Raw genomic sequence first — 26,674 nt, forward strand, 5'->3', positions numbered from 1 at the left:
GAGGGCGGGCCCGAGCGCAGAACATCAGAACTTCGAGATGGATCGAAATGGTGCCGGCGGAGAGGATCGAACTCCCGACCTTCGGTTTACAAAACCGCTGCACTACCGCTGTGCTACGCCGGCTCCAGGGCACGGTATTCGATGCCCAATCGGTACTTCATGCCCTCCGATCCCGTTTCCAGCTGCCGGGTCAGAAGAGCACGGCGCACCGGTTAGCATATTTGCCGCGCCAGTAAAGATAATTGTCGGCAAGATGCGCGCTGGAATGGTCGCCTTACCGGGCGCAGAGCATGAAATCGGCCGATTTCATGCTTATATCCCTGGCAACGCCCTTTGATGGGCATGGCTGATGGGGATTGTCCATGATCCGAATCGTTGCTGTCGGTTTGATCGTGTTCGCCGTCTGGATACTGGCAGTGAAATTGCTGCGCGCTCTCAAGGGGGCCGACGTCGACTGGACCGGCATCAGCTTTGCCATCGGCTTCATCGTGCTGGCCTTCTGGCTGCGCCATGTCACCGGCATGGGCTGATGGCCAGCTTCAGCGTTTCGTGCTGCCTCCGATCATCTTGGTGATCTCCACCGCTGCGTCCCGCACCAGCGGCCCAATCTCGGCCAGGCGTTCAGGTGTTACGCGCGCCGTTGGTCCCGACACCGAAACGCCGCCGATCGGTTCGCCGAATTCGTTGAAAATGGCGGCTGCAATGCAGCGCATTCCGAGATTTCTTTCTTCGTCGTCGACGGACCAGCCACGTTCTCGAATATCCTTCAGATCGAGCGCCAGGGCGGGCAGGGTGGCCAGCGTTTTTCCGGTAAAGGCTTCGAGTCCGGTCTTGCGGCTGATGGCGGCAACACGATCGCCGTCGAGATGTGCCAGCACCGCCTTGCCGATGCCGGAGGCATGAAATGGGCTGCGCGTGCCCGGACGGAAGAAGGCGCGGATCGCCTGATGTGTCTCGACCTGGCTGACGAACACGACACAGTCATCCTCGGCCAGGCCGAGGTTTGCGGTCTCGCCGGTTTTTTCCATCAGTTCCTGCATGACGATGCGGGCACGATCGACCAGCTTGCGGCGGCGCAGGAAGGCGGCACCCATGCGGTAGGTTTCCACGCCGATCGACCAGAGCTGGTCGGTCTTGTCGAACTCGACCATGCCGTGTGTTTCGAGCGTCGTCAGCATTCGGTATGCGGTCGAGGCGGCGATGCCGGAGGCGTTGGCAATCTCTGAGAGCGACAGGCCGCTGCCTTCCGCGACAATGGCGAGGATTCGCAGTGCCCGGTCCAAAGACTGCACCTGGGCAGCATCGGCGGGAGCATTGAAGGCGCGTGGGCGCCCGCGCTGACGTTTTTCCGTTTGTTCCATATCCGCATTGTCGCCAAAACCGGCGGGTCGGCAATAAAAAAATTTTTCGAATTATCCATTGGGGTTTCTTTGGAAAACGAAATTTCATTGAAAAACAAAGGATAAGAGAAAAAATACAAAAATGAAAAATTATTCTGGAAAAATTGAAAAATGCGTGAGCCACTGGCAGAGTCCGACCATTCGAACATCACCGTTTTGGAGGGCTCAGATATGGCCAGGATGCGCGCAGTCGATGCGGCGGTTCTCGTTCTCGAGAAAGAGGGGATCAAGTGCGGCTTCGGCGTGCCCGGTGCCGCCATCAACCCGTTCTATTCGGCGCTGAAGGCGCGCGGCACCATCGGTCACGTGCTCGCACGCCACGTCGAGGGTGCTTCTCACATGGCGGAAGGCTACACCCGCGCCAAGGCGGGCAACATCGGCCTTTGCATCGGCACCTCGGGTCCGGCCGGCACCGACATGATCACCGGCCTCTATTCGGCTGCGGCCGATTCGATCCCGATCCTCTGCATCACCGGCCAGGCGCCGCGTGCCCGTCTCACCAAGGAGGATTTCCAGGCCGTCGACATCGCTGCGATCGCTGGTCCAGTCGCCAAATGGGCTGTCACCGTCATGGAGCCGTATCTTGTCCCGATGACGCTGCAGAAGGCTTTCCACCTGATGCGCTCGGGTCGTCCGGGCCCGGTTCTGGTCGACCTGCCGATCGATGTTCAACTGGCCGAAATCGAATTCGACATCGACGCCTACGAGCCGATGCCGCTGGCCAAGCCTGCGCTGACCCGCGCCCAGGCTGAAAAGGCATTGGCCATGCTGAACCAGGCCGAGAAACCGCTGATCGTTGCCGGTGGCGGTATCATCAATGCCGACGCTTCCGATCTGCTCATCGAATTCGCCGAGATCACCGGCGTTCCGGTTGTGCCGACACTGATGGGCTGGGGAGCGATCCCGGACGATCATGCTTTGATGGCCGGCATGTGTGGCCTGCAGACGTCGCACCGCTACGGCAATGCGACCATGCTGGAAGCCGACTTCGTTTTCGGCATCGGCAACCGCTGGGCCAACCGCCACACCGGCTCGGTCGATGTCTACACCAAGGGCAAGAAGTTCATTCACATCGACATCGAACCGACCCAGATCGGCCGCGTCTTCGCGCCGGATCTCGGTTTGGTTTCGGATGCCGGTGCGGCGCTGAAGGCATTGCTCGACGTTGCGACCGAGTGGAAGACCGCCGGCAAGCTGCGTGACTGGTCCGGCTGGGCCAGGGAATGCCAGGCGCGCAAGAAGACCCTGAAGCGCAAGACGCATTTCGAACAGGTTCCGCTGAAGCCGCAGCGGGTCTACGAGGAGATGAACAAGGCGTTCCCGCGCGACACCACCTATGTCACCACGATCGGCCTCAGCCAGATCGCCGGCGCGCAGTTCCTGCATGTCTACAAGCCACGCAACTGGATCAATTGCGGCCAGGCCGGTCCTCTCGGCTGGACGCTGCCAGCGGCACTCGGTGTCCGTGCCGCCAATCCGGATGCCTATATCGTCGCGCTCTCGGGGGATTATGATTTCCAGTTCATGATCGAGGAACTGGCGGTCGGTGCCCAGCACAAGCTGCCTTACATCCACGTCGTCGTGAACAACGCCTATCTCGGCCTGATCCGTCAGGCACAGCGCGGCTTCCAGATGGACTACGAGGTCAGCCTTGCCTTCGAAAACCAGAACAGGAAGGATGATCCCGAGGCAGGCTATGGCGTCGATCACGTCGCAGTTGCCGAAGCGATGGGCTGCAAGGCGGTTCGCGTCCGCAAGCCGGAAGAGTTCGCGGGCGCCTTCAAGGAAGCCGAGCGGCTGATGAAGGAACATCAGGTTCCGGTCGTTCTGGAATTCATCCTGGAGCGTGTCACCAACATCTCCATGGGCACCGAGATCAACAACATCACCGAGTTCGAGGAACTGGCCGAGAAGAACGAAGACGCTCCTACGGCGATCGTGCTGCTCGATTGAATCTGTTTCTTAGAGCGCCGCGCGTCCGTTCGGACGCGCAAAGGACGCTCTAAAACTTTGAATTGACGCATCGTGCTTTCCGATTTTCAGGCCGATGCGTGGTCGTTGACTCAATTTCCAAGGAAGTTCCGCTATGCCACGGTTTTCAGCCAACCTTTCGATGCTCTTCAACGAGCATGAATTCCTCGATCGCTTCGATGCGGCCGCCCGTGCCGGTTTCAAGGGGGTCGAATATATCGGTCCCTACGACCACGCCCCGGAGGTGGTCGCGGCCCGGTTGAAGAAGAACGGCCTCAGCCAAGTCCTGTTCAACCTTCCGGTTGGCGATTGGGGCAAAGGCGAGCGCGGTATCGCCGTGCTGCCGGACCGCATCCACGAGTTCCGCCAGGGCGTCGCCAAGGCCATCACCTATGCCCATGCTCTGGGGTGTGACCAGGTCAATTGCCTGGCCGGCATCGCGCCGAGCGGCGTGTCGCCCCAGGCGTTGGAGAATGTCTTCGTCGAGAACCTCGGTTTTGCCGCTGAAAAGCTGGAACAGGCCGGCATCAAGCTGCTGATCGAGCCGATCAACACCCGCGACATTCCGGGCTTCTTCCTGACCAACACGAAGCAGGCGCTGGATATCATCGAGCGCGTCGGCTCAAAGAACCTCTATCTGCAGTACGACATCTACCACATGCAGGTCATGGAGGGGGATCTCGCCCGTACCATCGAGGCCAATCTCAGCCGCATCGCGCATATCCAGCTTGCGGACAATCCCGGACGCAACGAACCGGGGACGGGCGAGATCAACTATCCGTTCCTGTACGAGCACATCGATCGCATCGGCTATTCGGGCTGGATTGGTGCCGAATACAAGCCGAAGGCCGGCACCGAGGCTGGACTGGGCTGGTTCCAGGCCCTGACGGGCAAGGGCAGCGCCGCAGCCTGACTGCCTGCCCGACAACTACTATACCTCGTCCAGCGGTGCGAGCCGACTGGCCGGAGGACGACTGACATCGAAAGGACAATCACAATGGAAAAGATCGGTTTCATCGGCCTGGGCATCATGGGTACGCCGATGGCGGGGCATCTGCTCGACGCCGGCTATGAGGTGGTGACCACGGATCATTTCGCGAAGCCGGCGCCGGAGCTTTCAGCCAAGGGCATCAAGGTCGTTACCGGCAACGACGCGGTGGCGCGTGCAGCCGACATCATCATCCTGATGGTTCCGGACACGCCGCAGGTCGATGAGGTGCTGTTCGGTGCCAAGGGCGTCTCCGAAGGTCTGTCGAAGGGCAAGCTGGTCGTCGACATGAGCTCGATCTCGCCGATCTTCACCAAGGAGTTCGCCGCCAAGGTCAAAGCGACGGGGGCGGATTATCTCGACGCTCCGGTTTCAGGTGGCGAAGTCGGCGCCAAGGCCGCATCGCTCGCCATCATGGTCGGCGGCGAGGAAATCTCGTTCGATCGCGCCAAGCCGATCTTTGACAAGCTCGGCAAGAACATCACCCTTGTCGGGCCGAGCGGCTCCGGCCAGACAGCCAAGGTGGCCAACCAGATCATCGTTGCGCTTACCATCGAAGCCGTTGCCGAGGCGCTTGTGTTCGCTTCGAAGGCGGGTGCCGATCCGGCCAAGGTGCGCCAGGCACTGATGGGCGGTCTCGCCAATTCGCGTATCCTGGAAGTTCACGGCGAGCGCATGATCAAGCGCACCTTCGCCCCGGGTTTCCGCATCGAATTGCACCAGAAAGATCTGAACCTTGCTTTGGAAGGCGCGAAATCGCTGGGTGTTGCCTTGCCCAACACCTCGACCACACAGCAGCTCTTCAACACCTGCGCAGCCAATGGCGGGGCCAAGGACGATCACTCTGGCGTGGTCAAGGCGCTGGAGCTGATGGCCGGGCATCCGGTGGCCTGATCTTTAGGGAACCTCTCCCTGGGCGCATCCCCCGGGATGCGCCCTTTTTTGAAGCCTGCTTTGAAGCGTCTTCTGGCACGACGTGCCCCAGGAGGAGATGACGCCCGGCGGCTCCGAAGGAGTGAGGTTCCCGATTGCGGTTCAGCTGGGAGCGGCGGACCGCCTTTAGATCCACCTCGCCGAGGCCTCGCGTCACGGCGAGGTGGATCGATCCATCACAACCCGGTTTGGCGGATGCTCGGAAATGCCCGCTTGAACGAGGGTTTCATGTTCAGGCGCAAGCCCTTGCCCTCGGCCCCAACGCGAGGGCATTCTTTTTTGGTGGGTGTGCCTCAGCCCAGAAACCGGCGTACTGCGTAAAGAGCCACCGCGGCAGCATTGGAGACGTTGAGCGAGCGGATGGCGCCCGGCATGTCGAGCCTGGCCAGTGCGGTCACCGTTTCGCGAGTCTTCTGGCGCAGGCCCTTGCCTTCGGCACCCAGCACCAGGGCGATCCTGTCGCCCGAGAAGGTTTTTTCGAGCTCCGCCGAGCCGTCCGAATCGAGGCCGATCGTTTGAAATCCCGCCTCGTGCAGTTCACCGAGTGCGTCCGCGAGGTTCTTCACCTCGATATGATCGATATGTTCCAGCGCGCCGGATGCCGATTTCGCCAGCACGCCGCTTTCCTGCGGGCTGTGGCGCGCGGTGGTGATCAGCGCGCCGGCACCGAAGGCCACGGCCGAGCGCAGGATGGCGCCGACATTGTGCGGATCGGTGACCTGATCGAGCACCAGCACAAGGTTGCTGTCGCCAAGCGCGTCGAGCCGTTTTGGCTTCAGCGGTTCCGCCTCGACCAGAACACCTTGATGCACGGCGTCCGATCCAGTCAGCTTGTCGATGTCACGCGGCTCGACCAGTTCCGCCTTGAAGGGCATGCCGGCTATGTCGGAAATGCCGAGCCGCTCCAGTGCATTGCGCGTAACCAGCATGGAGCGGATGCGGCGGCCCGGATTGTCGAGGGCTGCACGCACTGTGTGCAGCCCATAGAGCCGCACCAGCCCGTCTGCCGGTCCTTCGCCCGGCGCGACCTTTGGGCGGGGGCGAAAACCAGGAGCCCCACCGCTCTTGTCCTCGCGGTGCGCGCGCCGCAGCCGCGCGTAGTGGCTGTCCTTCGGCGTTCCCTTCTTGGTGTCGTTGCTCATCGAGGCGGCTCCGATTGCGCAGGCGCGGTTTATCGGAGATGTCGCGGCTGCGTTCAAAAGTAAACCGGTGCAGCGGCTTTTCTTTTGAGGCAGTCGCAAAGATAGCCAGCTTGGAACGGGAAGAGATCGTTTTGGACCAAGCGTTTCGGCTTGTCCGCCGATGAGCTGCGGCTACGTTGATGCAGCGGGAGGCACTGCGACTTTCATTTCATGGGAGGACTACAGTGTATTTGAACCGTGGATTGCTGGCTCTGGCGTTGACGACGGTTTCCGTCCCCGCTGCGCACGCTGCCGAAACCGTCTCCGTACTGCATTGTGGCAAGCTGTTCGATTCGCGCGCAGGCACGATGCTGGATGCACGTTCGATCGTCGTGCGTGACGGCAAGATCGACGAAGTGCTACCGGGCAAGGCTGAGGTGAAGGATGCAGCTGTCGTTGATTTGAGCGGGCGCACCTGTCTCCCGGGCTGGACCGACCTGCACGTCCACATCACCGACCAGTCCAATCCGAAGAGCTATGAGGAAGAATTCCGGCTGGACGACGTCGATTTTGGATTCCGCAGCGTTCACTATGCCGAGAAGACGTTGCAAGCCGGCTTCACCAGCGTACGCGACCTTGGAGGCGAAGTCGCGCCGCATCTGCGCGATGCCATCAGCCAAAAGCTGGTTCGTGGTCCGCGCATCTTTGCGGCAGGTAAGAGCATCGCCACAACGGGCGGCCATGCCGACCCCACCAATGGCTACAATTCCGAGCTGTCGCACCTGATCGGTCCACCCGGTCCGACGGAGGGCGTGGTCAATTCGGTTGAGGACGCTCGCCAGGCGGTACGTCAGCGCTACAAGGATCGCAGCGATGTTATCAAGATTACCGCGACGGGGGGCGTGCTTTCCGTTGCCAAATCGGGTGACGCACCACAGTTCACGGTCGATGAGGTGAAGTCGATTGTGGAAGCCGCGAAGGACTACGGCTTCAAAGTCGCGGCGCATGCTCACGGCACCGAAGGCATGAAGCGGGCCGTCGAAGCCGGTGTGACCAGTATCGAGCATGGAACCTACATGACCGACGAAATCATGGGCATGATGAAGGAGAAGGGCACCTGGTATGTGCCGACCATCTATGCAGGGCGGTTCGTGGCCGACAAGGCCAAGACGCCGGGTTATTTCCCTGAGGTCGTGCGGGTGAAGGCCGAAAGGATCGGCGCCCTTATCCAGCAGACGGCTGGCAAGGCTTACAAGGCCGGCGTGAAGATCGGGTTCGGTACCGACATGGGCGTCGGCCCGCATGGCGACAATGCGCGCGAGTTCATTTACCTCGTCGAAGCCGGTATGCCGCCAGCCGAGGCGTTGAAGGCGGCGACGATCTCGGCGGCCGAGGTACTAGGCGTCGAGGATCAGGGGGTGATCGAGCCCGGCAAACGCGCGGATATCATTGCACTGCCGGCCGATCCTGTAGCGGATATCAATGCGGTGATGACCGTTGATTTTGTCATGAAGGATGGCGAGATTTACCGTCAGGACGGCCGTCCGGTGATGAACTGAGGGCTTTGGCTCGGCGTGATGCGGCGTCGACAAGACGTCGCATTTTGCCCCCGTCATCTTAGCCGCGACAGGTTTGTACACCCTGGTTTGACGCAGCTGCCGCTCCATATGAAGAAAATCATCCTGGCGGTTGTCGGCCGTGGTTGACAGGCCGAACCTCAACCGCCATAAGGCACCCGGTTTCCGGCCGGCCGATCCCGTAACAGGGCAGGTCACGGTTCAGGGAGAATGTCCCGAGCGGCAAAGGGGGCGGACTGTAAATCCGCTGGCTAAGCCTTCGTAGGTTCGAGTCCTACTTCTCCCACCACTTCTTCTTCACAAGAATATGGTCCGGCAAGGCAGATGCCCTTGCTCAGTCGGCCAAATTTCTTGCGGAACGGGCTTCCGGATCGCCGCCATCTCATCTATGGATGCGGACGCGAAGCGGGTGTAGCTCAATGGTAGAGCAGCAGCCTTCCAAGCTGAATACCCGGGTTCGATTCCCGGTACCCGCTCCAGTTACCTCTGCCAATTTCCAGAAAGACCGCTGCGAAGTGCGCGGCTGATATTTGTCTCCATCAGGAGTTGGCGCCTCCGCTGGAGGAGACGCCAACTGTCAGCGTCGGTTGACTAGAACACCGCCAGATATTTGAGCAGCGAGACGATGCCGATCAGAATCACGATGATCTGCACGATCTGCCGGATGCGGCCGTCGAGCGGTAAACGCTGTACGAGATAAAGCACCAGCACGATCACCAGGAAGGTGATCAGGATGCTGATCAGCATGGAAGCAGCCATATCAATCTCCTCACGCGGTCAGGACAGACAAGGGCTAAAGCTGCCTACCAATAGCTATCCCTGCCGTTGTGGGATCTGGCCAAAGCCATTCCTGCAAGCAGAGCCAGCACGCCGACGACTGCGACAACAGCCGTTGTTGCACGCGGGTTTTCCCTTGCTGTCTCCGAAACCGAATGCGCCTGGCTGCGCAGATGACGCATGGCCCTTGCAGCGGTTGCCGATGCGGCGCGATAGCTGTTGTCGGCGTGATCCAAGGCGTCGTCGACTGCTTCGGTGCCGCGAGCGGCCAGCGACTTGTTGAGCTTTGCGACCTCGCGGCGCAGTTCCGCGAGCTGCCCCTCAAGCGCTGCCTGGATGTCGGTTCCGTTCGTGTGCGTTTGTTTGGATGTAGCAACCATTCCACACTCCTCTGATCGTGATACACAGTCGAAACGGAGGAGATGAGCGGTTCGTTCCTAAATTGAACGAGGTGAGAAATAATTTTATCTGACAACATGTTACAAGGCTGGCGGATGTTTCGGTCCGCTGCAGGCCACAAAAAACGCCGCCACTGGCTGACCAGATGGCGGCGTTATGTGATGGTTTCAGATTTCAGCGAACGTTCGAGGACCTAGGCGCTCAACCGCCCCCATTCCTGTGCCACCGTGAGCGCGGCGCGATCGAGCGCCTCCTCGGTCAGGATGCCTTTGTTGTGTGCAAAGCGCTCGAAGGCATCGCGAGCCTCTGCAGCAGGCTGCACGCGGGCGATGGCGTCGCGACAGGAGGCGATTGCCGCTGCATGGTCGTCGTCGCGTGTGCCGTTCCATTCAAGCAGCACGTCATAAGCTTCGAGCACGTTCTCGACATCGCGCGGAAAGCCGAGGCCCATGAAAATCGAAACAGGATTGTCGAAACGAAGGTCGGTCATGGATATCCGTCTCCTTGATGATGGCGCCTTTTGACTGCCCAAAAGGGGCAAGGAAATGGTCGGCCTCGTCACAAATGGAGACGGGATCGTGTGGATGTGTGATGGAACCGATTTAGTCGCTGCGCTGGCTGGGTGGCAGAGGTCCCAGCGATTAGGAACCAGGCTGCAGGCAGGTCGATCGTTCAAATAAAAACGGGCGCCGAGCGCCCGTCTTCATGCCAAGGAAGAGTTCGAAACTCAGTTGCCGAACAGCGATTCGAGCTGGTTGCGCGAGGGCACCTGACCGTTCGGCGTCAGCTTGTCGACGACACCCGGCAGTGCGCTGGAGAGCTGCTTCAGAAGTTCCTGCTCATCGAGACCAGTACGGGCAGCGATCTCGCGGATCACCTGCGGCCCCAACGCCTTGCCGAGCGTGCCGGGCTCGATCGATTGGTTCTGGCCGGTGCCAACCCAGGAATCCGCGACCTGACCGTGACCGGCATTCTTCAGCTTGTCGAGCAGGCCGCCAAGACCGCCGCCCAGCAGGCCGCCGTCTGCGCCGGTATCGCCGGGTGCTGCGGGTTCAGGCGCCTGCTGCTGTGCCGAACCGCCTCCGCCGAGCATTTTGCCCACCAGCAAGGCGCCCAGCGCGATCATCAGAGGTTTCGTGATGTTGCCGCCTGGAACGGCGTTGTCGAACAGTCCCATCGTGGATCTCCATTGTGAACAGCCCTGGCCCACTCAGTCCGGCCCAATCCGACAATTGCCCCTCTGCACGACAATTTCAAGACGAGCTTGAGCTTTGCGACGTCCTATGGAAGTCTCCGCCTGCCTGGGGGCGAACGGAGCAGCACAATGGGAATCATCAGCTGGATTATCCTCGGCGTCATCGCCGGCTTCATCGGCAGTAAAATCGTCAACAAGAGTGGTCAGGGTTTCCTGATGGATATCGTGCTCGGCATCGTCGGCGCGATTGTCGGTGGTGTGATCTTCAGCGCCTTTGGCGCTTCGGGCGTCACGGGGCTCAATATCTACAGCCTGATCGTCGCCGTGATCGGTGCGATCGTGGTTCTGTGGGGCTATCACGCCATCAATGGGCGACGCGCCTAGCATCTCGCCGTCTCCCCGATGGGACAAGGCGAGGACAACAAGAAGGGCCGCGGACGATAGTCGCGCGGCCCTTCTTCGATCCTGACAAAGCTTATTGGCCCCAGATGCCCTGGCCATAGCCGGGGTCCGGCATGGTGAATGGATCCTGGTCGGTCGGCGAGACGCGTGGCGCGGCCATCGGTGATGCGATTGAAGAGGTGCGCGTATGATCGACCTGTTCGACGACATGGCGGCTGGTCTTCTGCACATGCGTCGTATTGGCGGCGAAGGCACTGCCCGAAGCGGCAACCAGCAGGGCGGCTGCGGTGAGAACGATCTTGTTCATGGACGAAAACTCCTTGATTTCCAACCGGCAGCCGGTTTCTGAAAGCACCGTCCGCAGGCATGACGGATATGTGCCGGAGCTTGGCCGGCTTCCAATCACGACCTGATCGCGCGCCGTCACGAGATCGTTGGTTGTCTGTGAACGGTTCACCTTGCCGAGCGGCTCTTGCGAACTAGGTTTGAATTCCTACATTCCAGGTAAATCCACAGCACTGATCCTGCTCCATCCGGGCGTGCGGTTCCGGCGCCGGCCACAAGAGGCTTGTGTTTTGCGGCCTTTGTCGCTAATCGCCGCGCATCCGACTGAACGTAGGTCCAGGACGTCCAAGGAAAGAGACTATGGCAAAAGGTAAATTCGAGCGTACGAAGCCTCATGTGAACATTGGCACGATTGGTCACGTTGACCACGGCAAGACGTCGCTGACGGCGGCGATCACGAAGTATTTCGGCGAATTCAAGGCCTACGACCAGATTGACGCAGCGCCTGAAGAGAAGGCGCGCGGCATCACGATTTCGACGGCGCACGTCGAGTATGAGACGCCGACCCGTCACTATGCGCACGTCGACTGCCCCGGCCACGCCGACTATGTGAAGAACATGATCACCGGTGCTGCCCAGATGGACGGCGCGATCCTGGTTGTTTCGGCTGCCGACGGCCCGATGCCGCAGACGCGCGAGCACATCCTTCTGGCGCGCCAGGTCGGCGTTCCTGCGATCGTTGTGTTCCTGAACAAGGTCGACCAGGTCGACGACGCCGAGCTTCTGGAGCTGGTGGAGCTGGAAGTTCGCGAGCTTCTGTCGAAGTACGAGTTCCCGGGCGACGACATTCCGATCGTCAAGGGTTCGGCGCTGGCGGCTCTCGAAGACTCCAACAAGGAGATTGGCGAGAACGCGGTTCGCAAGCTGATGGAAGAGGTTGACGCCTACATCCCGACGCCGGAGCGTCCGATCGACAAGCCGTTCCTGATGCCGATCGAAGACGTGTTCTCGATCTCGGGCCGCGGCACGGTCGTGACGGGGCGCGTCGAGCGCGGCATCGTCAAGGTCGGCGAGGAACTGGAAATCGTCGGCATCCGTCCGACGGCCAAGACGACTTGCACGGGCGTTGAGATGTTCCGCAAGCTGCTCGACCAGGGCCAGGCCGGCGACAACATCGGCGCGCTGCTGCGCGGCGTTGACCGTGAGGGCGTTGAGCGCGGCCAGGTTCTGGCCAAGCCGGGTTCGGTGAAGCCGCACAAGAAGTTCAAGGCGGAAGCCTACATCCTGACGAAGGAAGAGGGTGGCCGTCATACGCCGTTCTTCACGAACTACCGTCCGCAGTTCTACTTCCGCACGACGGACGTGACGGGCATCGTTTCGCTGCCGGCCGGCACCGAGATGGTGATGCCAGGCGACAACATCACCGTTGACGTCGAGCTGATCGTGCCGATCGCCATGGAAGAGAAGCTGCGCTTCGCTATCCGCGAAGGCGGCCGCACGGTTGGTGCAGGGATTGTTGCTTCGATCGTTGAATGATCGAAGCGAACAATACCGTCGCTACCAACCGAAATTAACAACTGGCGAGGCGCGAATGCGCCTCGCGGCAGGCGCCGGCATCGTCGAGTAATCGGCGCTCTGGCCGAATAAACAAAAAGGGCGGTCCTCGGACCGCCCTTTTTGTTTTGGCGAGGATATCGAAGCGCTTGGCGGGCCGAAGCCAAATCTGCCCGTACGGCCAGCTTGCGTCCTGGCTCACGTTTCGTGACATTGCGCTTCTTCACATCGGCAAGGGAACGACGGCGATGACCGCGGATGTACCCACGCTTTACGATTGGGCCGGTGGCTCCGAGCGGCTCAATCGGCTAACCGCGACCTTCTATGACAAGGTCGCGAAGGATCCCATTGTCGGACCCGTGTTCCGGCACATGTCGCCGGAGCATCCCGCCCATGTCGCGGCCTTCATCGGCGAAGTCTTCGGCGGACCCAAGACTTATTCCGAGAAGCATGGCGGGCACCGCGAGATGGTGATGCACCATCTCGACAAACATCTGACCGAGGAGCAGCGCCGTCGCTGGATCAGCCTTCTGATGGATGCGGCGGACGAGGTCGGTCTGCCGGACGATCCGGAATTCCGCTCAGCTTTCGCGGCCTATATCGAGTGGGGCTCACGACTTGCGAAGATGAATTCGAACCTCGGGGCAACTTGTGATCCCGAGGAGGAGCCGATGCCGCAATGGGGCTGGGGTGTGCCGGGCGGGCCCTACAAACCACCGGTCGGCTAAGGCATACTCGGCCGGCATTACAGTCAGGGAGCGGCTCGGCCGATGGATAGGACAATCGTCGCGCGATGGCAGGAATGGGACGGCGACGGCACGCAGTATCTGGTGCTGAGCGGCCAGCGCGATGGAATGTCCGTCGATGCTGTCGCGATTTCGTCGGATCCATACCTCTTCGCCGCGCGCTACAGGATCGCGATCGATGTTGACTGGCTGACGCGCCGCCTGGAGGTCTCGTTGGTCGGTCGCGAAGACGTTTTGATCCTGGAGGCGGACGGCAAGGGACACTGGACGATGGACGGCCAGCCGATGCCGACACTGGACGGCGTATTGGAGCCGGACCTGTCGGTAAGCCCGTTCACCAACACACTCCCGATAAAGCGGCTTCGCCTTGCCAAGGGTGAGAGCGCGGAAATCCGCACCGCCTATATCTCTGTGCCGGCGCTCGAGGTCTTTCCGGACCCTCAGCGCTACACTTGCCTGGAAGAGGGCAGTCGCTATCTCTATGAATCGCTGGACAGCGATTTCCGCCGAGAGATCACGTTTGACGAGCACGGCCTTGTGACGGATTACCCTGGGCTGTTTCGCAGGCTTTTCTGATTTGAGCCGGCTTGCCGCTCGCCGTGTGATTTGCACGAAAGCTGCTCTTTACAGACGGCACGGAAGCTTCTAGGAAGCGCCTGCCGCGCAGATGATGCGTCGCGACCTTAGGGGTATAGCTCAGTTGGTAGAGCGGCGGTCTCCAAAACCGCAGGTCGCGGGTTCGAGCCCTGCTGCCCCTGCCAGTTTCCAAATTCCCAGTTTTGCAGATTCCGTGAGAGCGCAGGTCTTGAAATGGGCGCAACCCTTGCCATATGAGCGCTTTTCGGGCATAAGGGCGCCCATAGCCGGGACGGAACGACTGGATGGTTCCGATGCGGCGTTTGGCCATAAAGCGGAAGCTTGCCACTTGCGTGGATCAAGAATCGGTTTTATGTAGACACGACAGACACGCGGCGCGTGGAGCTGGGAACCCAGCTTTGCGCGTCTGATTTGCATGGATCGAAGGCTTGCTGATTCGGCTGGATCTTCGGTTTTGCGGCACGTCCCGGCCAGCGGGATCATCCAGGAGGCCCGGTCAACGGGTCTTGAAAGCAGAGCGGACATGGCGTCGAAGACAACCAATCCTTTCGTCTTCCTTCAGCAGGTGAGGGCGGAGACCGCCAAGGTCACCTGGCCTTCCAGGCGGGAAACGATGATTTCGACGGTCATGGTCCTGGCCTTCGCGGCGATCGCCATGATTTTCTTCTTTGCTGCCGACCAGATCATGGGTCTGGCGGTCGAGATGATCCTCGGCATCGGCAAGTAAGACCACCACGACGGGGATAATTGATAGATGACTGCGCGGTGGTACATCGTTCACGCTTATTCGAACTTCGAAAAGAAGGTCGCTGAGGACATCGAGAACAAGGCCAAGCAGAAGGGCCTATCGGAGCGCATCGAGCAGATCGTGGTTCCGACCGAGAAGGTTGTCGAGGTGCGTCGCGGCAAGAAAGTTGACGCCGAGCGCAAGTTCTTCCCCGGCTATGTGCTGATGAAGGCGGATTTGAACGATGCCGTTATCTCGCTGGTGAAGAACACGCCGCGCGTTACTGGCTTCCTCGGCGAAGACAAGCATACGGCCAAGCCGATGTTCATCACCGAAAAGGAAGCCGAGCGCATCCTGCATCAGGTGCAGGAGGGTGTGGAGCGGCCGAAGCCGTCGGTCACCTTCGAGATCGGCGAGCAGGTGCGGGTTTCGGACGGGCCTTTTGCCTCGTTCAACGGTTTCGTCCAGGAAGTGGATGAAGAGCGCGCCCGCCTCAAGGTGGAAGTTTCGATCTTCGGGCGCGCTGTGCCTGTCGATCTCGAATTCGGTCAGGTCGAAAAGGGCTGACCGGGTTTCTGCCCTCTCTCGAGGGTGGAAGGGGTGGCGCTGGTAGTGCTGCCGTGAACGGGTGGGAGGTGAGGGCGGCTTAGCCGGCCGAACGAGCCGAACCACCAGACTGCAACCGCCGGCGTCGTCCTTGAACCAAGGGAGCCGGCATGACTGAAGGCAGGAAAGAGTATGGCTAAGAAAGTAGCGGGCCAGCTCAAGCTCCAGGTTGCCGCGGGTTCTGCGACTCCGTCGCCCCCGATCGGCCCGGCGCTTGGTCAGCGTGGCATCAACATCATGGAATTCTGCAAGGCGTTCAACGCGCAGACGCAGGAACTGGAGAAGGGTTCGCCCATCCCCGTCGTCATCACCTACTATCAGGACAAGTCGTTCACCTTCGTCATGAAGACGCCGCCGGTGAGCTATTTCCTGAAGAAGGCCGCCAACCTGAAGTCGGGCTCGAAGGAGCCGGGCAAGGTGAAGGCCGGCACGATCGCCCGCGACAAGGTGCGCGAGATCGCCGAGAAAAAGATGAAGGACCTGAACGCCAACGACGTGGAAGCAGCAATGCGCATGGTCGAAGGCTCTGCCCGTTCGATGGGCCTGGAAGTGGTGGGCTAAGACGATGGCAAAGATTGCAAAGCGTGTAGCCAAGACCCGCGAAGGCATCGACCCGAACAAGGCTTATGGCCTGGGTGAGGCCCTGCAGATCCTCAAGGATCGCTCGAAGGTGAAGTTCGACGAGACTGTCGAGATCGCCATGAACCTCGGCGTCGATCCGCGCCATGCAGACCAGATGGTCCGCGGCGTGGTCAACCTGCCGAATGGTACGGGCAAGAATGTGCGTGTTGCCGTGTTCGCACGCGGTGACAAGGCCGATGAGGCCAAGGCTGCTGGCGCCGACATCGTGGGTGCCGAGGAACTGGTCGATATCGTCCAGAAAGGCACGATCGATTTCGATCGCTGCATCGCCACCCCGGACATGATGCCGCTGGTCGGCCGTCTGGGTAAGGTGCTCGGCCCGCGCGGCATGATGCCGAACCCGAAGGTTGGCACCGTGACTGCCGACGTCGCCGCCGCCGTCAAGGCGTCGAAGGGTGGCGCGGTCGAGTTCCGCGTCGAGAAGGCCGGTATCGTGCATGCTGGCATTGGCAAGGTTTCGTTCGAGGTCAAGGCGTTGGAAGAAAACATCCGCGCCTTCGCCGATGCGGTCACCAAGGCCAAGCCCACGGGCGCCAAGGGCAACTACGTCAAGAAGGTGTCGGTCACCTCGACGATGGGTCCTGGCCTCAAGCTGGACGTCGCCACCTTGGTCGTGGCCTGAGATATTTAATGCAGGTCGGCGCCTAAAGCGCTGGTCTGCCTGAAGAATTCCGGTTCCCACGCAAGTGGGGACCGGATGCCGGAAATCGAAAGAGATCCGGCATCCTGTCCGAGATTGCAGGCGGCCTAGTCCCGAAAGGGCGGACCTTAATTGAACGGCCTGCATGAGACGGGGTAGGACCCGACACCGGAGCTTCGGCTCCATGGAAGGTTCGAACCGTGTTTGCCTTTTGTCTGCGCACCGCGCCGGGGAAACCTGTCGGGTGTGGCGAAAGGGGGCAGGATCCTCGAGCGCCGTTCGGGAGATCTGGATTTCTGGATAGCCCGCCCGGCAAAAGGCAACCCGACCATCGTTCCCGCAAATGGGAAAAGTGGTCAACTGGAGATAGGCAGTGGACAGAGCGGAAAAACGCGAACTCGTCACGGACCTGAACGACGCCTTCAAGGGCGCCGGCTCAGTGGTCGTGGCCCACTATGCCGGTATCACCGTCGCGCAAATGAACGATCTTCGCACGAAGATGCGTCAGGCCGGCGGCACCGTCAAAGTCGCGAAGAACCGCCTCGCCAAGATCGCTCTTCAGGGCACGGAATCCGAAAGCATCATCGAGCTGTTCAAGGGACAGACGCTGGTCGCCTATTCGGATGATCCGGTTACAGCGCCGAAGGTCGCGTCCGATTTCGCCAAGGGAAATGACAAGCTGGTCATTCTCGGCGGCGCAATGGGCACGACCGCGCTCAATGCCGACGGTGTGAAGGCGCTTGCCTCGCTGCCGTCGCTCGACGAGCTGCGCGCAAGGCTGGTTGGCATGATCGCCACTCCGGCAACCCGGATCGCCCAGATTGTCAATGCGCCGGCGGCTTCGGTCGCGCGCGTCATTGGCGCTTATGCCCGGAAGGACGAGGCGGCGTGAGGCCGTTCCTCATCACAACAACACGTTCGAACCTTATAAAGGAATATCAAAATGGCTGATCTCGCAAAGATCGTAGACGACCTCTCGAGCCTGACCGTCCTCGAGGCGGCTGAACTCTCGAAGCTCCTGGAAGAGAAGTGGGGCGTTTCGGCCGCCGCTCCGGTGGCTGTTGCTGCTGCTGGCGGTGCTGCCGCTGCTGCTGCTCCTGCCGAGGAGAAGACCGAGTTCGACGTCATTCTTGCTGCCTCGGGCGACAAGAAGATCGAAGTCATCAAGGAAGTGCGCGCCATCACCGGCCTGGGCCTCAAGGAAGCCAAGGATCTGGTCGAGGCCGCTCCGAAGCCGGTCAAGGAAGGCGTGGCCAAGGCCGACGCCGAGAAGATCAAGGCCCAGCTGGAAGCAGCCGGCGCCAAGGTCGAGCTGAAGTAATTCAGGGTTTCGGTGGACGGCATATGCCGTCCACCGGTCCTGAAGGGACGTTCTGGAAACCTCTTTCCTGAGGGCCGAAATACGGCTTTCAGGAAACGGGTTTTCAACCGTTCTGGCCCGGCGCCGCGAGGCGAAGGGCAGCCGAAGGGACCGCCGGGCGGAGGCGGTTGAGAATTGCAAGGCAGGTCGAGGCGAATGCCTGCCCCAAGAGCTAGCCAAGGAGCGACGATGGCCCAGACGCAGACTTTCAATGGCCGCAGACGCGTACGCAAGTTCTTCGGAAAGATCCCGGAAGTTGCGGAGATGCCGAACCTGATCGAGGTTCAGAAGGCATCTTATGATCAGTTCCTGATGGTGGACGAGCCGAAGGGTGGCCGTCCGGACGAAGGGCTGCAGGCCGTTTTCAAGTCGGTGTTCCCGATTTCCGACTTTTCCGGCTCTTCGATGCTGGAATTCGTCAAGTACGAGTTCGAAGCACCGAAGTTCGACGTTGACGAGTGCCGTCAGCGAGACCTGACCTATGCCGCGCCGCTCAAGGTGACGCTGCGCCTGATCGTGTTCGATATCGATGAGGATACCGGCTCGAAGTCCATCAAGGACATCAAGGAGCAGGACGTCTACATGGGCGACATGCCGCTCATGACCATGAACGGCACCTTCATCGTCAACGGCACCGAGCGCGTCATCGTCTCGCAGATGCATCGCTCGCCGGGCGTCTTCTTCGATCACGACAAGGGCAAGTCGCATTCGTCGGGCAAACTTCTGTTCGCCGCGCGCGTCATCCCGTATCGCGGCTCGTGGCTCGACATCGAGTTCGACTCGAAGGACGTCGTGCACGCCCGTATCGACCGTCGTCGCAAGATCCCTGTGACGTCGCTGTTGATGGCGCTCGGCATGGACAGCGAGGAGATCCTGTCGACCTTCTACAACAAGATCACCTACAAGCGTACCGGCGACCACTGGCGCATCCCGTTCAGTGTCGACCGTTTCCGCGGCCTGAAGGCCGTGAACGATCTGGTCGACGCTGACACCGGTGAGATCGTCGTCGAGCAGGGCAAGAAGATCACCGCCCGCCAGGCGCGCCAGTTGGCCGACAAGGGCCTGAAGGCGATCAAGGCGGTCGACGAGGATTTGCTTGGCAGCTATCTGGCCGAGGACATCGTCAACTATGCCACCGGCGAGATCTTCCTCGAAGCCGGCGACGAAATCGATGACAAGACCCTGAAAGTGCTGCTGGGTACGGGTGAGACCGAGATCCAGATCCTCGACATCGACCACATCAATGTCGGTGGCTACATCCGCAACACGCTCAACATCGACAAGAACGAAAGCCGCCAGGACGCGCTGTTCGATATCTACCGCGTCATGCGCCCGGGCGAGCCGCCCACGCTCGAAACGGCTGAAGCCATGTTCAATTCGCTGTTCTTCGACAGCGAGCGTTACGACCTGTCGGCCGTCGGCCGCGTGAAGATGAACATGCGTCTGGAGCTCGACGCCGAGGACACCGTGCGCGTGCTGCGCAAGGATGACATCCTCGCCGTCGTCAAGACGCTGGTCGAGCTGCGCGACGGCAAGGGCGAGATCGACGACATCGACAATCTCGGCAACCGCCGCGTGCGTTCGGTCGGCGAGCTGATGGAGAACCAGTACCGCGTCGGCCTGCTGCGCATGGAGCGCGCGATCAAGGAACGTATGTCCTCGATCGAGATCGATACGGTCATGCCGCAGGACCTGATCAACGCCAAGCCCGCTGCTGCCGCGGTGCGCGAGTTCTTCGGCTCCTCGCAGCTGTCGCAGTTCATGGACCAGACCAACCCGCTCTCCGAGATCACGCACAAGCGTCGTCTCTCGGCGCTCGGACCTGGTGGTCTGACCCGCGAGCGCGCCGGCTTCGAAGTCCGCGACGTTCATCCGACGCACTACGGCCGTATCTGCCCGATCGAAACGCCGGAAGGCCCGAACATCGGTCTGATCAACTCGCTGGCCACCTTTGCCCGCGTCAACAAGTACGGCTTCATCGAAAGCCCGTACCGCAAGATCGTCGAGGGCAAGCTGACCGACGAGGTCGTCTATCTATCCGCCATGGAAGAGGCCAAGCACTATGTTGCCCAGGCCAACGCCGAGCTCGACAAGGAAGGCCGTTTCGTCGACGAATTCGTCATCTGCCGTAACGCTGGCGAAGTGATGATGGCGCCGCGCGAAAACGTCGACCTGATGGACGTGTCGCCGAAGCAGATGGTGTCGGTAGCCGCCGCGCTCATCCCGTTCCTTGAGAACGATGACGCCAACCGTGCGCTGATGGGTTCGAACATGCAGCGTCAGGCCGTGCCGCTGGTGCGCGCCGAGGCTCCGTTCGTCGGCACCGGCATGGAACCGATCGTTGCCCGTGACTCCGGCGCTGCCATCGCGGCTCGCCGCACTGGTATCGTCGACCAGGTGGATGCGACCCGTATCGTTATCCGCGCTACCGAAGATCTCGATCCGGGCAAGTCTGGCGTCGATATCTATCGCCTGATGAAGTTCCAGCGCTCGAACCAGTCGACCTGCATCAATCAGCGTCCGCTGGTGAAGGTGGGTGACCCTATCGAGAAGGGTGACATCATCGCCGACGGTCCTTCGACTGATCTCGGCGATCTGGCGCTCGGCCGCAACGTGCTCGTCGCGTTCATGCCGTGGAACGGCTACAACTATGAGGACTCGATCCTCCTGTCCGAACGTATCGTCGCCGACGACGTCTTCACCTCGATCCATATCGAGGAGTTCGAGGTCATGGCGCGCGACACCAAGCTCGGGCCTGAGGAAATCACGCGTGACATTCCGAACGTTTCGGAAGAAGCGCTGAAGAACCTCGACGAAGCCGGCATCGTCTACATCGGTGCGGAAGTGCAGCCGGGCGACATCCTGGTCGGCAAGATCACGCCGAAGGGCGAGAGCCCGATGACGCCGGAAGAGAAGCTCCTGCGCGCCATCTTCGGTGAAAAGGCGTCCGACGTCCGCGACACCTCCATGCGCATGCCGCCCGGAACCTTCGGCACCGTCGTCGAAGTGCGCGTCTTCAACCGCCACGGCGTGGAGAAGGACGAGCGCGCGATGGCGATCGAGCGCGAGGAGATCGAGCGTCTGGCCAAGGACCGCGACGACGAACAGGCGATCCTTGATCGCAACGTCTACGCGCGTCTGTCCGATGTGCTCATCGGCAAGGAGGCTATCGCCGGGCCGAAGGGCTTCAAGAAGGGCTCGACGCTGGCCAAGGAAACGCTGGACGACTATCCGCGTTCGCAGTGGTGGCAGTTCGCCGTGGAGAACGAAAAGCTCCAGAGCGAGTTGGAAGCCCTGCGCGGCCAGTACGACGACTCCAAGAAGGCGCTCGAGCAGCGCTTCATGGACAAGGTCGAGAAGGTGCAGCGCGGTGACGAGATGCCTCCGGGCGTCATGAAGATGGTCAAGGTCTTCGTGGCCGTGAAGCGCAAGATGCAGCCGGGCGACAAGATGGCCGGCCGTCACGGTAACAAGGGCGTGGTCTCGCGCATCGTTCCGGTCGAGGACATGCCGTTCCTCGAGGACGGCACGCATGCCGATATCGTGCTCAACCCGCTGGGCGTGCCTTCGCGCATGAACGTCGGCCAGATCCTGGAGACACACCTGGGCTGGGCTTGCGCTGGCATGGGCAGGAAGATCGGCGAGCTGATCGAAGCCTACAAGGGCGGTGGCGATATCAAGCCGCTGCGCCAGACGATCGAGCAGATCATCCCGGCCAACGACCGCAACGAGCCGGTCCGCGAATATGACGACGAATCCATCGTTCGCCTCGGTGAACAGATGAAACGCGGCGTCTCCATCGCGACCCCGGTGTTCGACGGTGCGCATGAGGTCAACATCAACGAGATGCTGGAGCAGGCTGGCCTGCACACTTCCGGCCAGTCTCAGTTGTATGATGGCCGCACGGGTGAGCCGTTCGACCGCAAGGTGACCATGGGCTATATCTACATGCTCAAGCTTCACCACCTGGTCGACGACAAGATCCACGCCCGTTCGATCGGCCCGTACTCGCTCGTTACCCAGCAGCCGCTGGGCGGCAAGGCGCAGTTCGGCGGTCAGCGCTTCGGCGAAATGGAGGTCTGGGCTCTGGAAGCCTACGGCGCCGCCTACACGCTGCAGGAAATGCTGACCGTGAAGTCGGACGACGTGGCTGGCCGTACCAAGGTCTACGAAGCGATCGTCCGTGGCGACGACACCTTCGAAGCGGGCATCCCCGAGAGCTTCAACGTTCTAGTCAAGGAAATGCGCTCGCTGGGCCTCAACGTCGAGCTCGAGAACACCAAGGTCGAGAACGCTCCGCAGAGCCTACCGGACGCGGCCGAGTAAGACGGCAATCGCGGGCGCGGACATATCCGCGCCCGCCTGAGATTTTCCGGCTCAGGCCGGGTTTCGCGAGCGGTGGCTCGCAGTCACATGCAAAGGGGTTTTCGAGGACCCCGAAAAGGAGAATGGCATGAACCAAGAGGTCATGAATCTCTTCAATCCGCAGGCGCCCGCGCAGGTGTTCGATTCCATTCGCATCTCGCTGGCATCGCCTGACAAGATTCTGTCCTGGTCGTTCGGCGAGATCAAGAAGCCGGAGACGATCAACTACCGCACGTTCAAGCCCGAACGTGACGGCCTGTTCTGCGCGCGCATCTTCGGTCCGATCAAGGACTACGAATGCCTGTGCGGCAAGTACAAGCGCATGAAGTACAAGGGCGTCATCTGCGAGAAGTGCGGCGTGGAAGTCACGCTGTCGCGCGTTCGCCGCGAGCGCATGGGCCACATCGAGCTCGCCGCTCCGGTCGCTCACATCTGGTTCCTGAAGTCGCTTCCGTCGCGCATCGGCACGCTGCTCGACATGACGCTGAAGGATATCGAGCGCGTCCTCTACTTCGAAAACTACATCGTTACCGAGCCGGGCCTCACCGCGCTGAAGGAGCACCAGCTGCTCAGCGAGGAAGAGTACATGCTGGCCGTCGACGAGTACGGCGAAGACTCCTTCACCGCCATGATCGGCGCCGAGGCCATCCATGACCTGCTCGCAGGCATGGAACTGGAGAAGATCGCGGGCGACCTGCGTTCGGAACTTGCTTCCACCACCTCGGAGCTGAAGCAGAAGAAGCTCTTGAAGCGCCTCAAGGTGGTCGAGAACTTCATGGAATCCGGCAATCGTCCGGAATGGATGATCATGAAGGTCGTCCCGGTCATCCCGCCGGACCTGCGCCCGCTGGTTCCGCTGGACGGCGGCCGTTTCGCGACGTCGGATCTGAACGATCTCTATCGCCGCGTCATCAACCGTAATAACCGTCTGAAGCGCCTCATCGAGCTGCGTGCGCCCGGCATCATCGTGCGCAACGAAAAGCGCATGCTGCAGGAAGCCGTCGACGCTCTGTTCGACAACGGCCGCCGCGGCCGCGTCATCACCGGCGCCAACAAGCGTCCGCTGAAGTCGCTGTCCGACATGCTGAAAGGCAAGCAGGGGCGCTTCCGCCAGAACCTGCTCGGCAAGCGCGTCGACTATTCGGGCCGTTCGGTCATCGTGACCGGTCCGGAGCTGAAGCTGCATCAGTGCGGCCTGCCGAAGAAGATGGCGCTGGAGCTGTTCAAACCCTTCATCTACGCCCGTCTCGACGCCAAGGGCTATTCCTCGACCGTCAAGCAGGCGAAGAAGCTGGTCGAGAAGGAGCGCCCGGAAGTCTGGGATATCCTGGACGAGGTCATCCGCGAGCATCCGGTGCTGCTCAACCGCGCACCGACGCTGCACCGCCTCGGCATCCAGGCATTCGAGCCTACCCTGATCGAAGGCAAGGCGATCCAGCTGCATCCGCTGGTCTGCACGGCCTTCAACGCCGACTTCGACGGTGACCAGATGGCGGTCCACGTGCCGCTGTCGCTGGAAGCACAGCTCGAAGCTCGCGTGCTGATGATGTCGACCAACAACATCCTGCACCCGGCTTCCGGCGCACCGATCATCGTGCCGTCGCAGGACATGGTTCTGGGTCTCTACTATCTCTCGATCGTCAACCAGAACGAGCCGGGAGAGGGCATGGCATTCGCCGACATGGGCGAACTGCAGCATGCGCTGGAGACCAAGGCCGTCACCCTGCACGCCAAGATCAAGGGCCGCTTCCGGACCGTTGATGCGGAAGGCAACGTCGTGTCGAAGATCTACGACACCACGCCCGGCCGCATGATCCTCGGCGAACTGCTGCCGAAGAACGTCAACGTGCCGTTCGAGACCGCCAACCAGGAGATGACCAAGAAGAACATCTCCAAGATGATCGACACCGTCTACCGCCACTGCGGTCAGAAAGAGACGGTCATCTTCTGCGATCGCATCATGGCCCTCGGCTTCGCTCATGCGTGCCGCGCCGGCATTTCGTTCGGCAAGGACGATATGCTGATCCCGGACACCAAGGAGAAGCTGGTCGCCGAGACCGAGGCTTTGGCCAAGGAATACGAGCAGCAGTACAATGACGGTCTGATCACTCAGGGCGAGAAGTACAACAAGGTCGTCGACGCCTGGGCCAAGTGCTCGGAAAAGGTCGCGGACGAGATGATGGGCCGCATCAAGGCGGTCGAGTTCGACCCCAATGGCCGTCAGAAGCCGATGAACTCGATCTACATGATGTCGCATTCGGGTGCGCGTGGTTCGCCCACCCAGATGCGTCAGCTCGCCGGCATGCGCGGCCTGATGGCCAAGCCGTCGGGTGAAATCATCGAGACGCCGATCATCTCGAACTTCAAGGAAGGCCTCACCGTTCTGGAGTACTTCAACTCCACGCACGGCGCCCGCAAGGGTCTGGCCGACACCGCCCTGAAGACCGCGAACTCGGGTTACCTGACCCGCCGTCTGGTCGACGTGGCGCAGGACTGCATCGTCAACTCCGTCGACTGCGGCACCGACAAGGGCCTCACCATGCAGCCGATCGTCGATGCCGGCCAGATCGTCGCCTCCATCGGCCAGCGTGTGCTGGGCCGTACGGCACTCGACGATATCAACCATCCGGTCAGCGGCGATCTGCTGGTCAAGGCCGGCAGGCTGATGGACGAGCGCGACGTCGAGCTGATCGAGAAGGCTGGCGTGCAGTCCGTCCGCATCCGTTCGGCGCTGACCTGCGAGGTCCGCACCGGCGTCTGCGCAGTCTGCTACGGTCGCGATCTTGCACGCGGTACCCCGGTCAACCAGGGTGAAGCTGTCGGCGTTATCGCCGCGCAGTCGATCGGCGAGCCGGGCACGCAGCTCACCATGCGTACCTTCCACATGGGCGGTACCGCGCAGGTGGTGGACTCCTCCTATCTCGAGGCGTCCTATGAAGGCACGGTGTCGGTCCGCAACCGCAGCGTGGTTCGCAATTCCGACGGTCACCTCGTGGTGATGGGCCGCAACATGGCGATCCTGATCCTCGACGAGACGGGCAAGGAACGCGCCACGCACCGCGTCACTTACGGTTCGCGCATCTACGTGGACGACGGTGACAAGGTGAAGCGCGGCCAGCGTATCGCCGAGTGGGACCCGTATACCCGTCCGATCCTCACCGAAATCGAGGGTCGCGTGGCGTTCGAGGACCTGGTCGACGGCATTTCCGTTCAGGAAACGGCCGACGAGTCGACTGGCATCACCAAGCGCGAGGTCATCGACTGGCGGTCCACGCCGCGCGGTTCGGACCTCAAGCCGGCGATGGTTGTTCAGGATGCCAAGGGCAAGGTCGGCAAGCTGTCGAAGGGCGGCGATGCCCGCTTCCTGCTCTCGGTCGAGGCGATCCTGTCGGTCGAGCCGGGTGCCACGGTCAAGCCGGGCGACGTGCTCGCTCGTATCCCGATGGAAAGCGCCAAGACCAAGGACATCACCGGTGGTCTGCCGCGCGTGGCCGAACTGTTCGAGGCTCGCCGTCCGAAGGATCACGCCATCATCGCCGAGATCGATGGTACGGTTCGCTTCGGCCGCGACTACAAGAACAAGCGCCGCATCATCATCGAACCGCATGACTCGACGCTGGAGCCGGTCGAATACCTGATCCCGAAGGGCAAGCCGTTCCATCTCCAGGACGGCGACGTTATCGAGAAGGGCGACTACATCCTCGACGGCAATCCGGCGCCGCACGACATCCTGGCGATCAAGGGTGTGGAAGCTCTGGCTTCTTACCTCGTCAATGAAATCCAGGAAGTCTACCGGTTGCAGGGCGTGTCGATCAACGACAAGCACATCGAGGTGATCGTCCGTCAAATGCTGCAGAAGGTGGAGATCACCGAGCAGGGCGACTCGACCTACATCCCGGGTGACCATGTCGACGTGATCGAGCTGGACGAGATCAACGAGCGCTTGATCGAGGAAGGCAAGAAGCCTGCGGCCGGCCAGCCGGTGCTGCTCGGCATCACCAAGGCTTCGTTGCAGACGCCGTCCTTCATCTCGGCCGCCTCCTTCCAGGAGACGACCCGCGTGCTGACGGAAGCTGCCGTTGCCGGCAAGACCGACATGCTGCAGGGACTGAAGGAAAACGTCATCGTCGGCCGTCTAATCCCCGCCGGCACCGGTGGCCAGATGAGCGCGATCCGTCGCATCGCGACGCATCGCGACGAACTCATCCTCGACGAGCGTCGCAAGACGTCCGGCGCGGAAGTGGCCGAGCCGATGCTGACCGAGATGGTCAGCGCCGCGCAGTAAGCGGTGATCGAAGACTACAAAAAAGGGGCCTTTCGGCCCCTTTTTCTTTGGCGGTTGGGGAAAGGTTCCGACCTGAAGCATGGTGCCGGTGCTCCGCGTCGGAT

Annotated in this window: 24 protein-coding genes and 4 tRNA genes; 20 read left to right on the forward strand and 8 right to left on the reverse strand. The window is 61.1% G+C overall.

The features are described 5' to 3' along the window. Positions 1 to 48: 48 nt before the first annotated feature. A tRNA-Thr gene (locus ACFWXH_RS05230) sits at positions 49 to 123 on the reverse strand. 239 nt (positions 124 to 362) lie between these two features. Here ACFWXH_RS05230 and ACFWXH_RS05235 point away from each other — a divergent pair. Beyond that, on the forward strand, positions 363 to 530 hold the full coding sequence (locus tag ACFWXH_RS05235; protein WP_379118130.1) for a hypothetical protein: 168 nt from the start codon (positions 363 to 365) through the stop codon (positions 528 to 530). Positions 531 to 539: 9 nt separating this feature from the next. On the opposite strand, the gene bhcR is transcribed toward ACFWXH_RS05235, so the two are convergent. Next, the gene (bhcR, locus tag ACFWXH_RS05240; RefSeq protein WP_379118132.1) at positions 540 to 1,361 is read right to left on the reverse strand and encodes an HTH-type transcriptional regulator BhcR; all 822 of its coding nucleotides are present in this window, start codon (positions 1,359 to 1,361) and stop codon (positions 540 to 542) included. A gap of 210 nt (positions 1,362 to 1,571) precedes the next feature. On the opposite strand from bhcR, the gene gcl reads away from it, so the two are divergent. From gcl to ACFWXH_RS05255, 3 genes are all read left to right on the forward strand, one after another. Next, positions 1,572 to 3,353: a glyoxylate carboligase gene (gene gcl, locus ACFWXH_RS05245; protein ID WP_379118134.1), complete on the forward strand. Its 1,782-nt coding sequence runs from the start codon at positions 1,572 to 1,574 to the stop codon at positions 3,351 to 3,353. A 133-nt stretch (positions 3,354 to 3,486) separates the two neighbouring features. Beyond that, positions 3,487 to 4,284, forward strand: coding sequence for a 2-oxo-tetronate isomerase (otnI, locus tag ACFWXH_RS05250; RefSeq protein ID WP_379118136.1), 798 nt, complete (start codon positions 3,487 to 3,489; stop codon positions 4,282 to 4,284). An 84-nt stretch (positions 4,285 to 4,368) separates the two neighbouring features. Further along, complete coding sequence (locus tag ACFWXH_RS05255; protein ID WP_379118138.1) at positions 4,369 to 5,253, forward strand: 2-hydroxy-3-oxopropionate reductase; 885 nt, start codon at positions 4,369 to 4,371, stop codon at positions 5,251 to 5,253. A gap of 332 nt (positions 5,254 to 5,585) precedes the next feature. Here ACFWXH_RS05255 and ACFWXH_RS05260 read toward each other — a convergent pair whose 3' ends face one another. Continuing rightward, positions 5,586 to 6,434 carry a TrmH family RNA methyltransferase gene (locus tag ACFWXH_RS05260; protein WP_379118140.1) on the reverse strand — a complete coding sequence of 283 codons (849 nt, stop codon included), beginning with the start codon at positions 6,432 to 6,434 and terminating at the stop codon, positions 5,586 to 5,588. A 224-nt stretch (positions 6,435 to 6,658) separates the two neighbouring features. Here ACFWXH_RS05260 and ACFWXH_RS05265 point away from each other — a divergent pair, with 224 nt between their 5' ends. From ACFWXH_RS05265 to ACFWXH_RS05275, 3 genes are all read left to right on the forward strand, one after another. Beyond that, positions 6,659 to 7,972, forward strand: coding sequence for an amidohydrolase family protein (locus ACFWXH_RS05265; RefSeq protein WP_379118142.1), 1,314 nt, complete (start codon positions 6,659 to 6,661; stop codon positions 7,970 to 7,972). Positions 7,973 to 8,194: 222 nt separating this feature from the next. Then, positions 8,195 to 8,279 (forward strand) — tRNA-Tyr (locus ACFWXH_RS05270). A 116-nt stretch (positions 8,280 to 8,395) separates the two neighbouring features. Beyond that, positions 8,396 to 8,469, forward strand: a tRNA-Gly gene (locus tag ACFWXH_RS05275). A 112-nt stretch (positions 8,470 to 8,581) separates the two neighbouring features. Here the strand turns inward: ACFWXH_RS05275 and ACFWXH_RS05280 are convergent. The 4 genes from ACFWXH_RS05280 to ACFWXH_RS05295 form a co-directional block, all read right to left on the reverse strand. After that, complete coding sequence (locus ACFWXH_RS05280; protein ID WP_239363757.1) at positions 8,582 to 8,749, reverse strand: Thivi_2564 family membrane protein; 168 nt, start codon at positions 8,747 to 8,749, stop codon at positions 8,582 to 8,584. Positions 8,750 to 8,793: 44 nt separating this feature from the next. Next, the gene (locus ACFWXH_RS05285; protein ID WP_379118145.1) at positions 8,794 to 9,147 is read right to left on the reverse strand and encodes a hypothetical protein; all 354 of its coding nucleotides are present in this window, start codon (positions 9,145 to 9,147) and stop codon (positions 8,794 to 8,796) included. 212 nt (positions 9,148 to 9,359) lie between these two features. Continuing rightward, a complete protein-coding gene (locus tag ACFWXH_RS05290) occupies positions 9,360 to 9,656 on the reverse strand; it encodes a DUF982 domain-containing protein (RefSeq protein WP_054313059.1) in 297 nt (98 codons plus the stop codon). 237 nt (positions 9,657 to 9,893) lie between these two features. After that, the gene (locus ACFWXH_RS05295; RefSeq protein WP_054313058.1) at positions 9,894 to 10,343 is read right to left on the reverse strand and encodes a YidB family protein; all 450 of its coding nucleotides are present in this window, start codon (positions 10,341 to 10,343) and stop codon (positions 9,894 to 9,896) included. Positions 10,344 to 10,490: 147 nt separating this feature from the next. Between ACFWXH_RS05295 and ACFWXH_RS05300 the strand changes: the two genes are divergently transcribed. Further along, entirely contained in the window at positions 10,491 to 10,745 is a 255-nt protein-coding gene (locus tag ACFWXH_RS05300; protein ID WP_054313057.1) for a GlsB/YeaQ/YmgE family stress response membrane protein, read from the forward strand. A gap of 91 nt (positions 10,746 to 10,836) precedes the next feature. Here the strand turns inward: ACFWXH_RS05300 and ACFWXH_RS05305 are convergent, their stop codons facing one another. Beyond that, complete coding sequence (locus tag ACFWXH_RS05305) at positions 10,837 to 11,070, reverse strand: DUF680 domain-containing protein (RefSeq protein WP_152979978.1); 234 nt, start codon at positions 11,068 to 11,070, stop codon at positions 10,837 to 10,839. Between the two features lie 338 nt (positions 11,071 to 11,408). On the opposite strand from ACFWXH_RS05305, the gene tuf reads away from it, so the two are divergent. From tuf to rpoC, 12 genes are all read left to right on the forward strand, one after another. Beyond that, entirely contained in the window at positions 11,409 to 12,584 is a 1,176-nt protein-coding gene (gene tuf, locus ACFWXH_RS05310; RefSeq protein WP_054311475.1) for an elongation factor Tu, read from the forward strand. 266 nt (positions 12,585 to 12,850) lie between these two features. Continuing rightward, entirely contained in the window at positions 12,851 to 13,330 is a 480-nt protein-coding gene (locus tag ACFWXH_RS05315; protein WP_379118148.1) for a group II truncated hemoglobin, read from the forward strand. Between the two features lie 42 nt (positions 13,331 to 13,372). Then, positions 13,373 to 13,924 (forward strand): putative glycolipid-binding domain-containing protein, encoded by a 552-nt coding sequence (locus ACFWXH_RS05320; RefSeq protein ID WP_379118150.1) that lies wholly within the window; start codon positions 13,373 to 13,375, stop codon positions 13,922 to 13,924. A 109-nt stretch (positions 13,925 to 14,033) separates the two neighbouring features. Further along, positions 14,034 to 14,109, forward strand: a tRNA-Trp gene (locus ACFWXH_RS05325). Positions 14,110 to 14,468: 359 nt separating this feature from the next. Further along, positions 14,469 to 14,672, forward strand: coding sequence for a preprotein translocase subunit SecE (gene secE, locus ACFWXH_RS05330; RefSeq protein WP_054314107.1), 204 nt, complete (start codon positions 14,469 to 14,471; stop codon positions 14,670 to 14,672). Positions 14,673 to 14,699: 27 nt separating this feature from the next. Then, positions 14,700 to 15,239 (forward strand): transcription termination/antitermination protein NusG, encoded by a 540-nt coding sequence (nusG, locus tag ACFWXH_RS05335; protein ID WP_054314106.1) that lies wholly within the window; start codon positions 14,700 to 14,702, stop codon positions 15,237 to 15,239. Positions 15,240 to 15,410: 171 nt separating this feature from the next. Next, on the forward strand, positions 15,411 to 15,839 hold the full coding sequence (gene rplK, locus ACFWXH_RS05340) for a 50S ribosomal protein L11 (protein WP_024927083.1): 429 nt from the start codon (positions 15,411 to 15,413) through the stop codon (positions 15,837 to 15,839). Positions 15,840 to 15,843: 4 nt separating this feature from the next. Beyond that, positions 15,844 to 16,542 (forward strand): 50S ribosomal protein L1, encoded by a 699-nt coding sequence (gene rplA / locus ACFWXH_RS05345; RefSeq protein WP_054314105.1) that lies wholly within the window; start codon positions 15,844 to 15,846, stop codon positions 16,540 to 16,542. Positions 16,543 to 16,933: 391 nt separating this feature from the next. Then, positions 16,934 to 17,452, forward strand: a complete 519-nt coding sequence (rplJ, locus tag ACFWXH_RS05350) for a 50S ribosomal protein L10 (protein ID WP_379118153.1) — start codon at positions 16,934 to 16,936, stop codon at positions 17,450 to 17,452. A 51-nt stretch (positions 17,453 to 17,503) separates the two neighbouring features. Continuing rightward, entirely contained in the window at positions 17,504 to 17,881 is a 378-nt protein-coding gene (gene rplL, locus ACFWXH_RS05355) for a 50S ribosomal protein L7/L12 (protein WP_379118155.1), read from the forward strand. A 228-nt stretch (positions 17,882 to 18,109) separates the two neighbouring features. Next, on the forward strand, positions 18,110 to 22,246 hold the full coding sequence (gene rpoB / locus ACFWXH_RS05360; RefSeq protein WP_379118157.1) for a DNA-directed RNA polymerase subunit beta: 4,137 nt from the start codon (positions 18,110 to 18,112) through the stop codon (positions 22,244 to 22,246). Between the two features lie 127 nt (positions 22,247 to 22,373). Further along, on the forward strand, positions 22,374 to 26,570 hold the full coding sequence (rpoC, locus tag ACFWXH_RS05365) for a DNA-directed RNA polymerase subunit beta' (protein WP_054314101.1): 4,197 nt from the start codon (positions 22,374 to 22,376) through the stop codon (positions 26,568 to 26,570). Positions 26,571 to 26,674: the final 104 nt, after the last annotated feature.

The sequence above is a fragment of the Mesorhizobium sp. NPDC059054 genome (assembly GCF_042739215.1).
Lineage (GTDB): Bacteria > Pseudomonadota > Alphaproteobacteria > Rhizobiales > Rhizobiaceae > Mesorhizobium.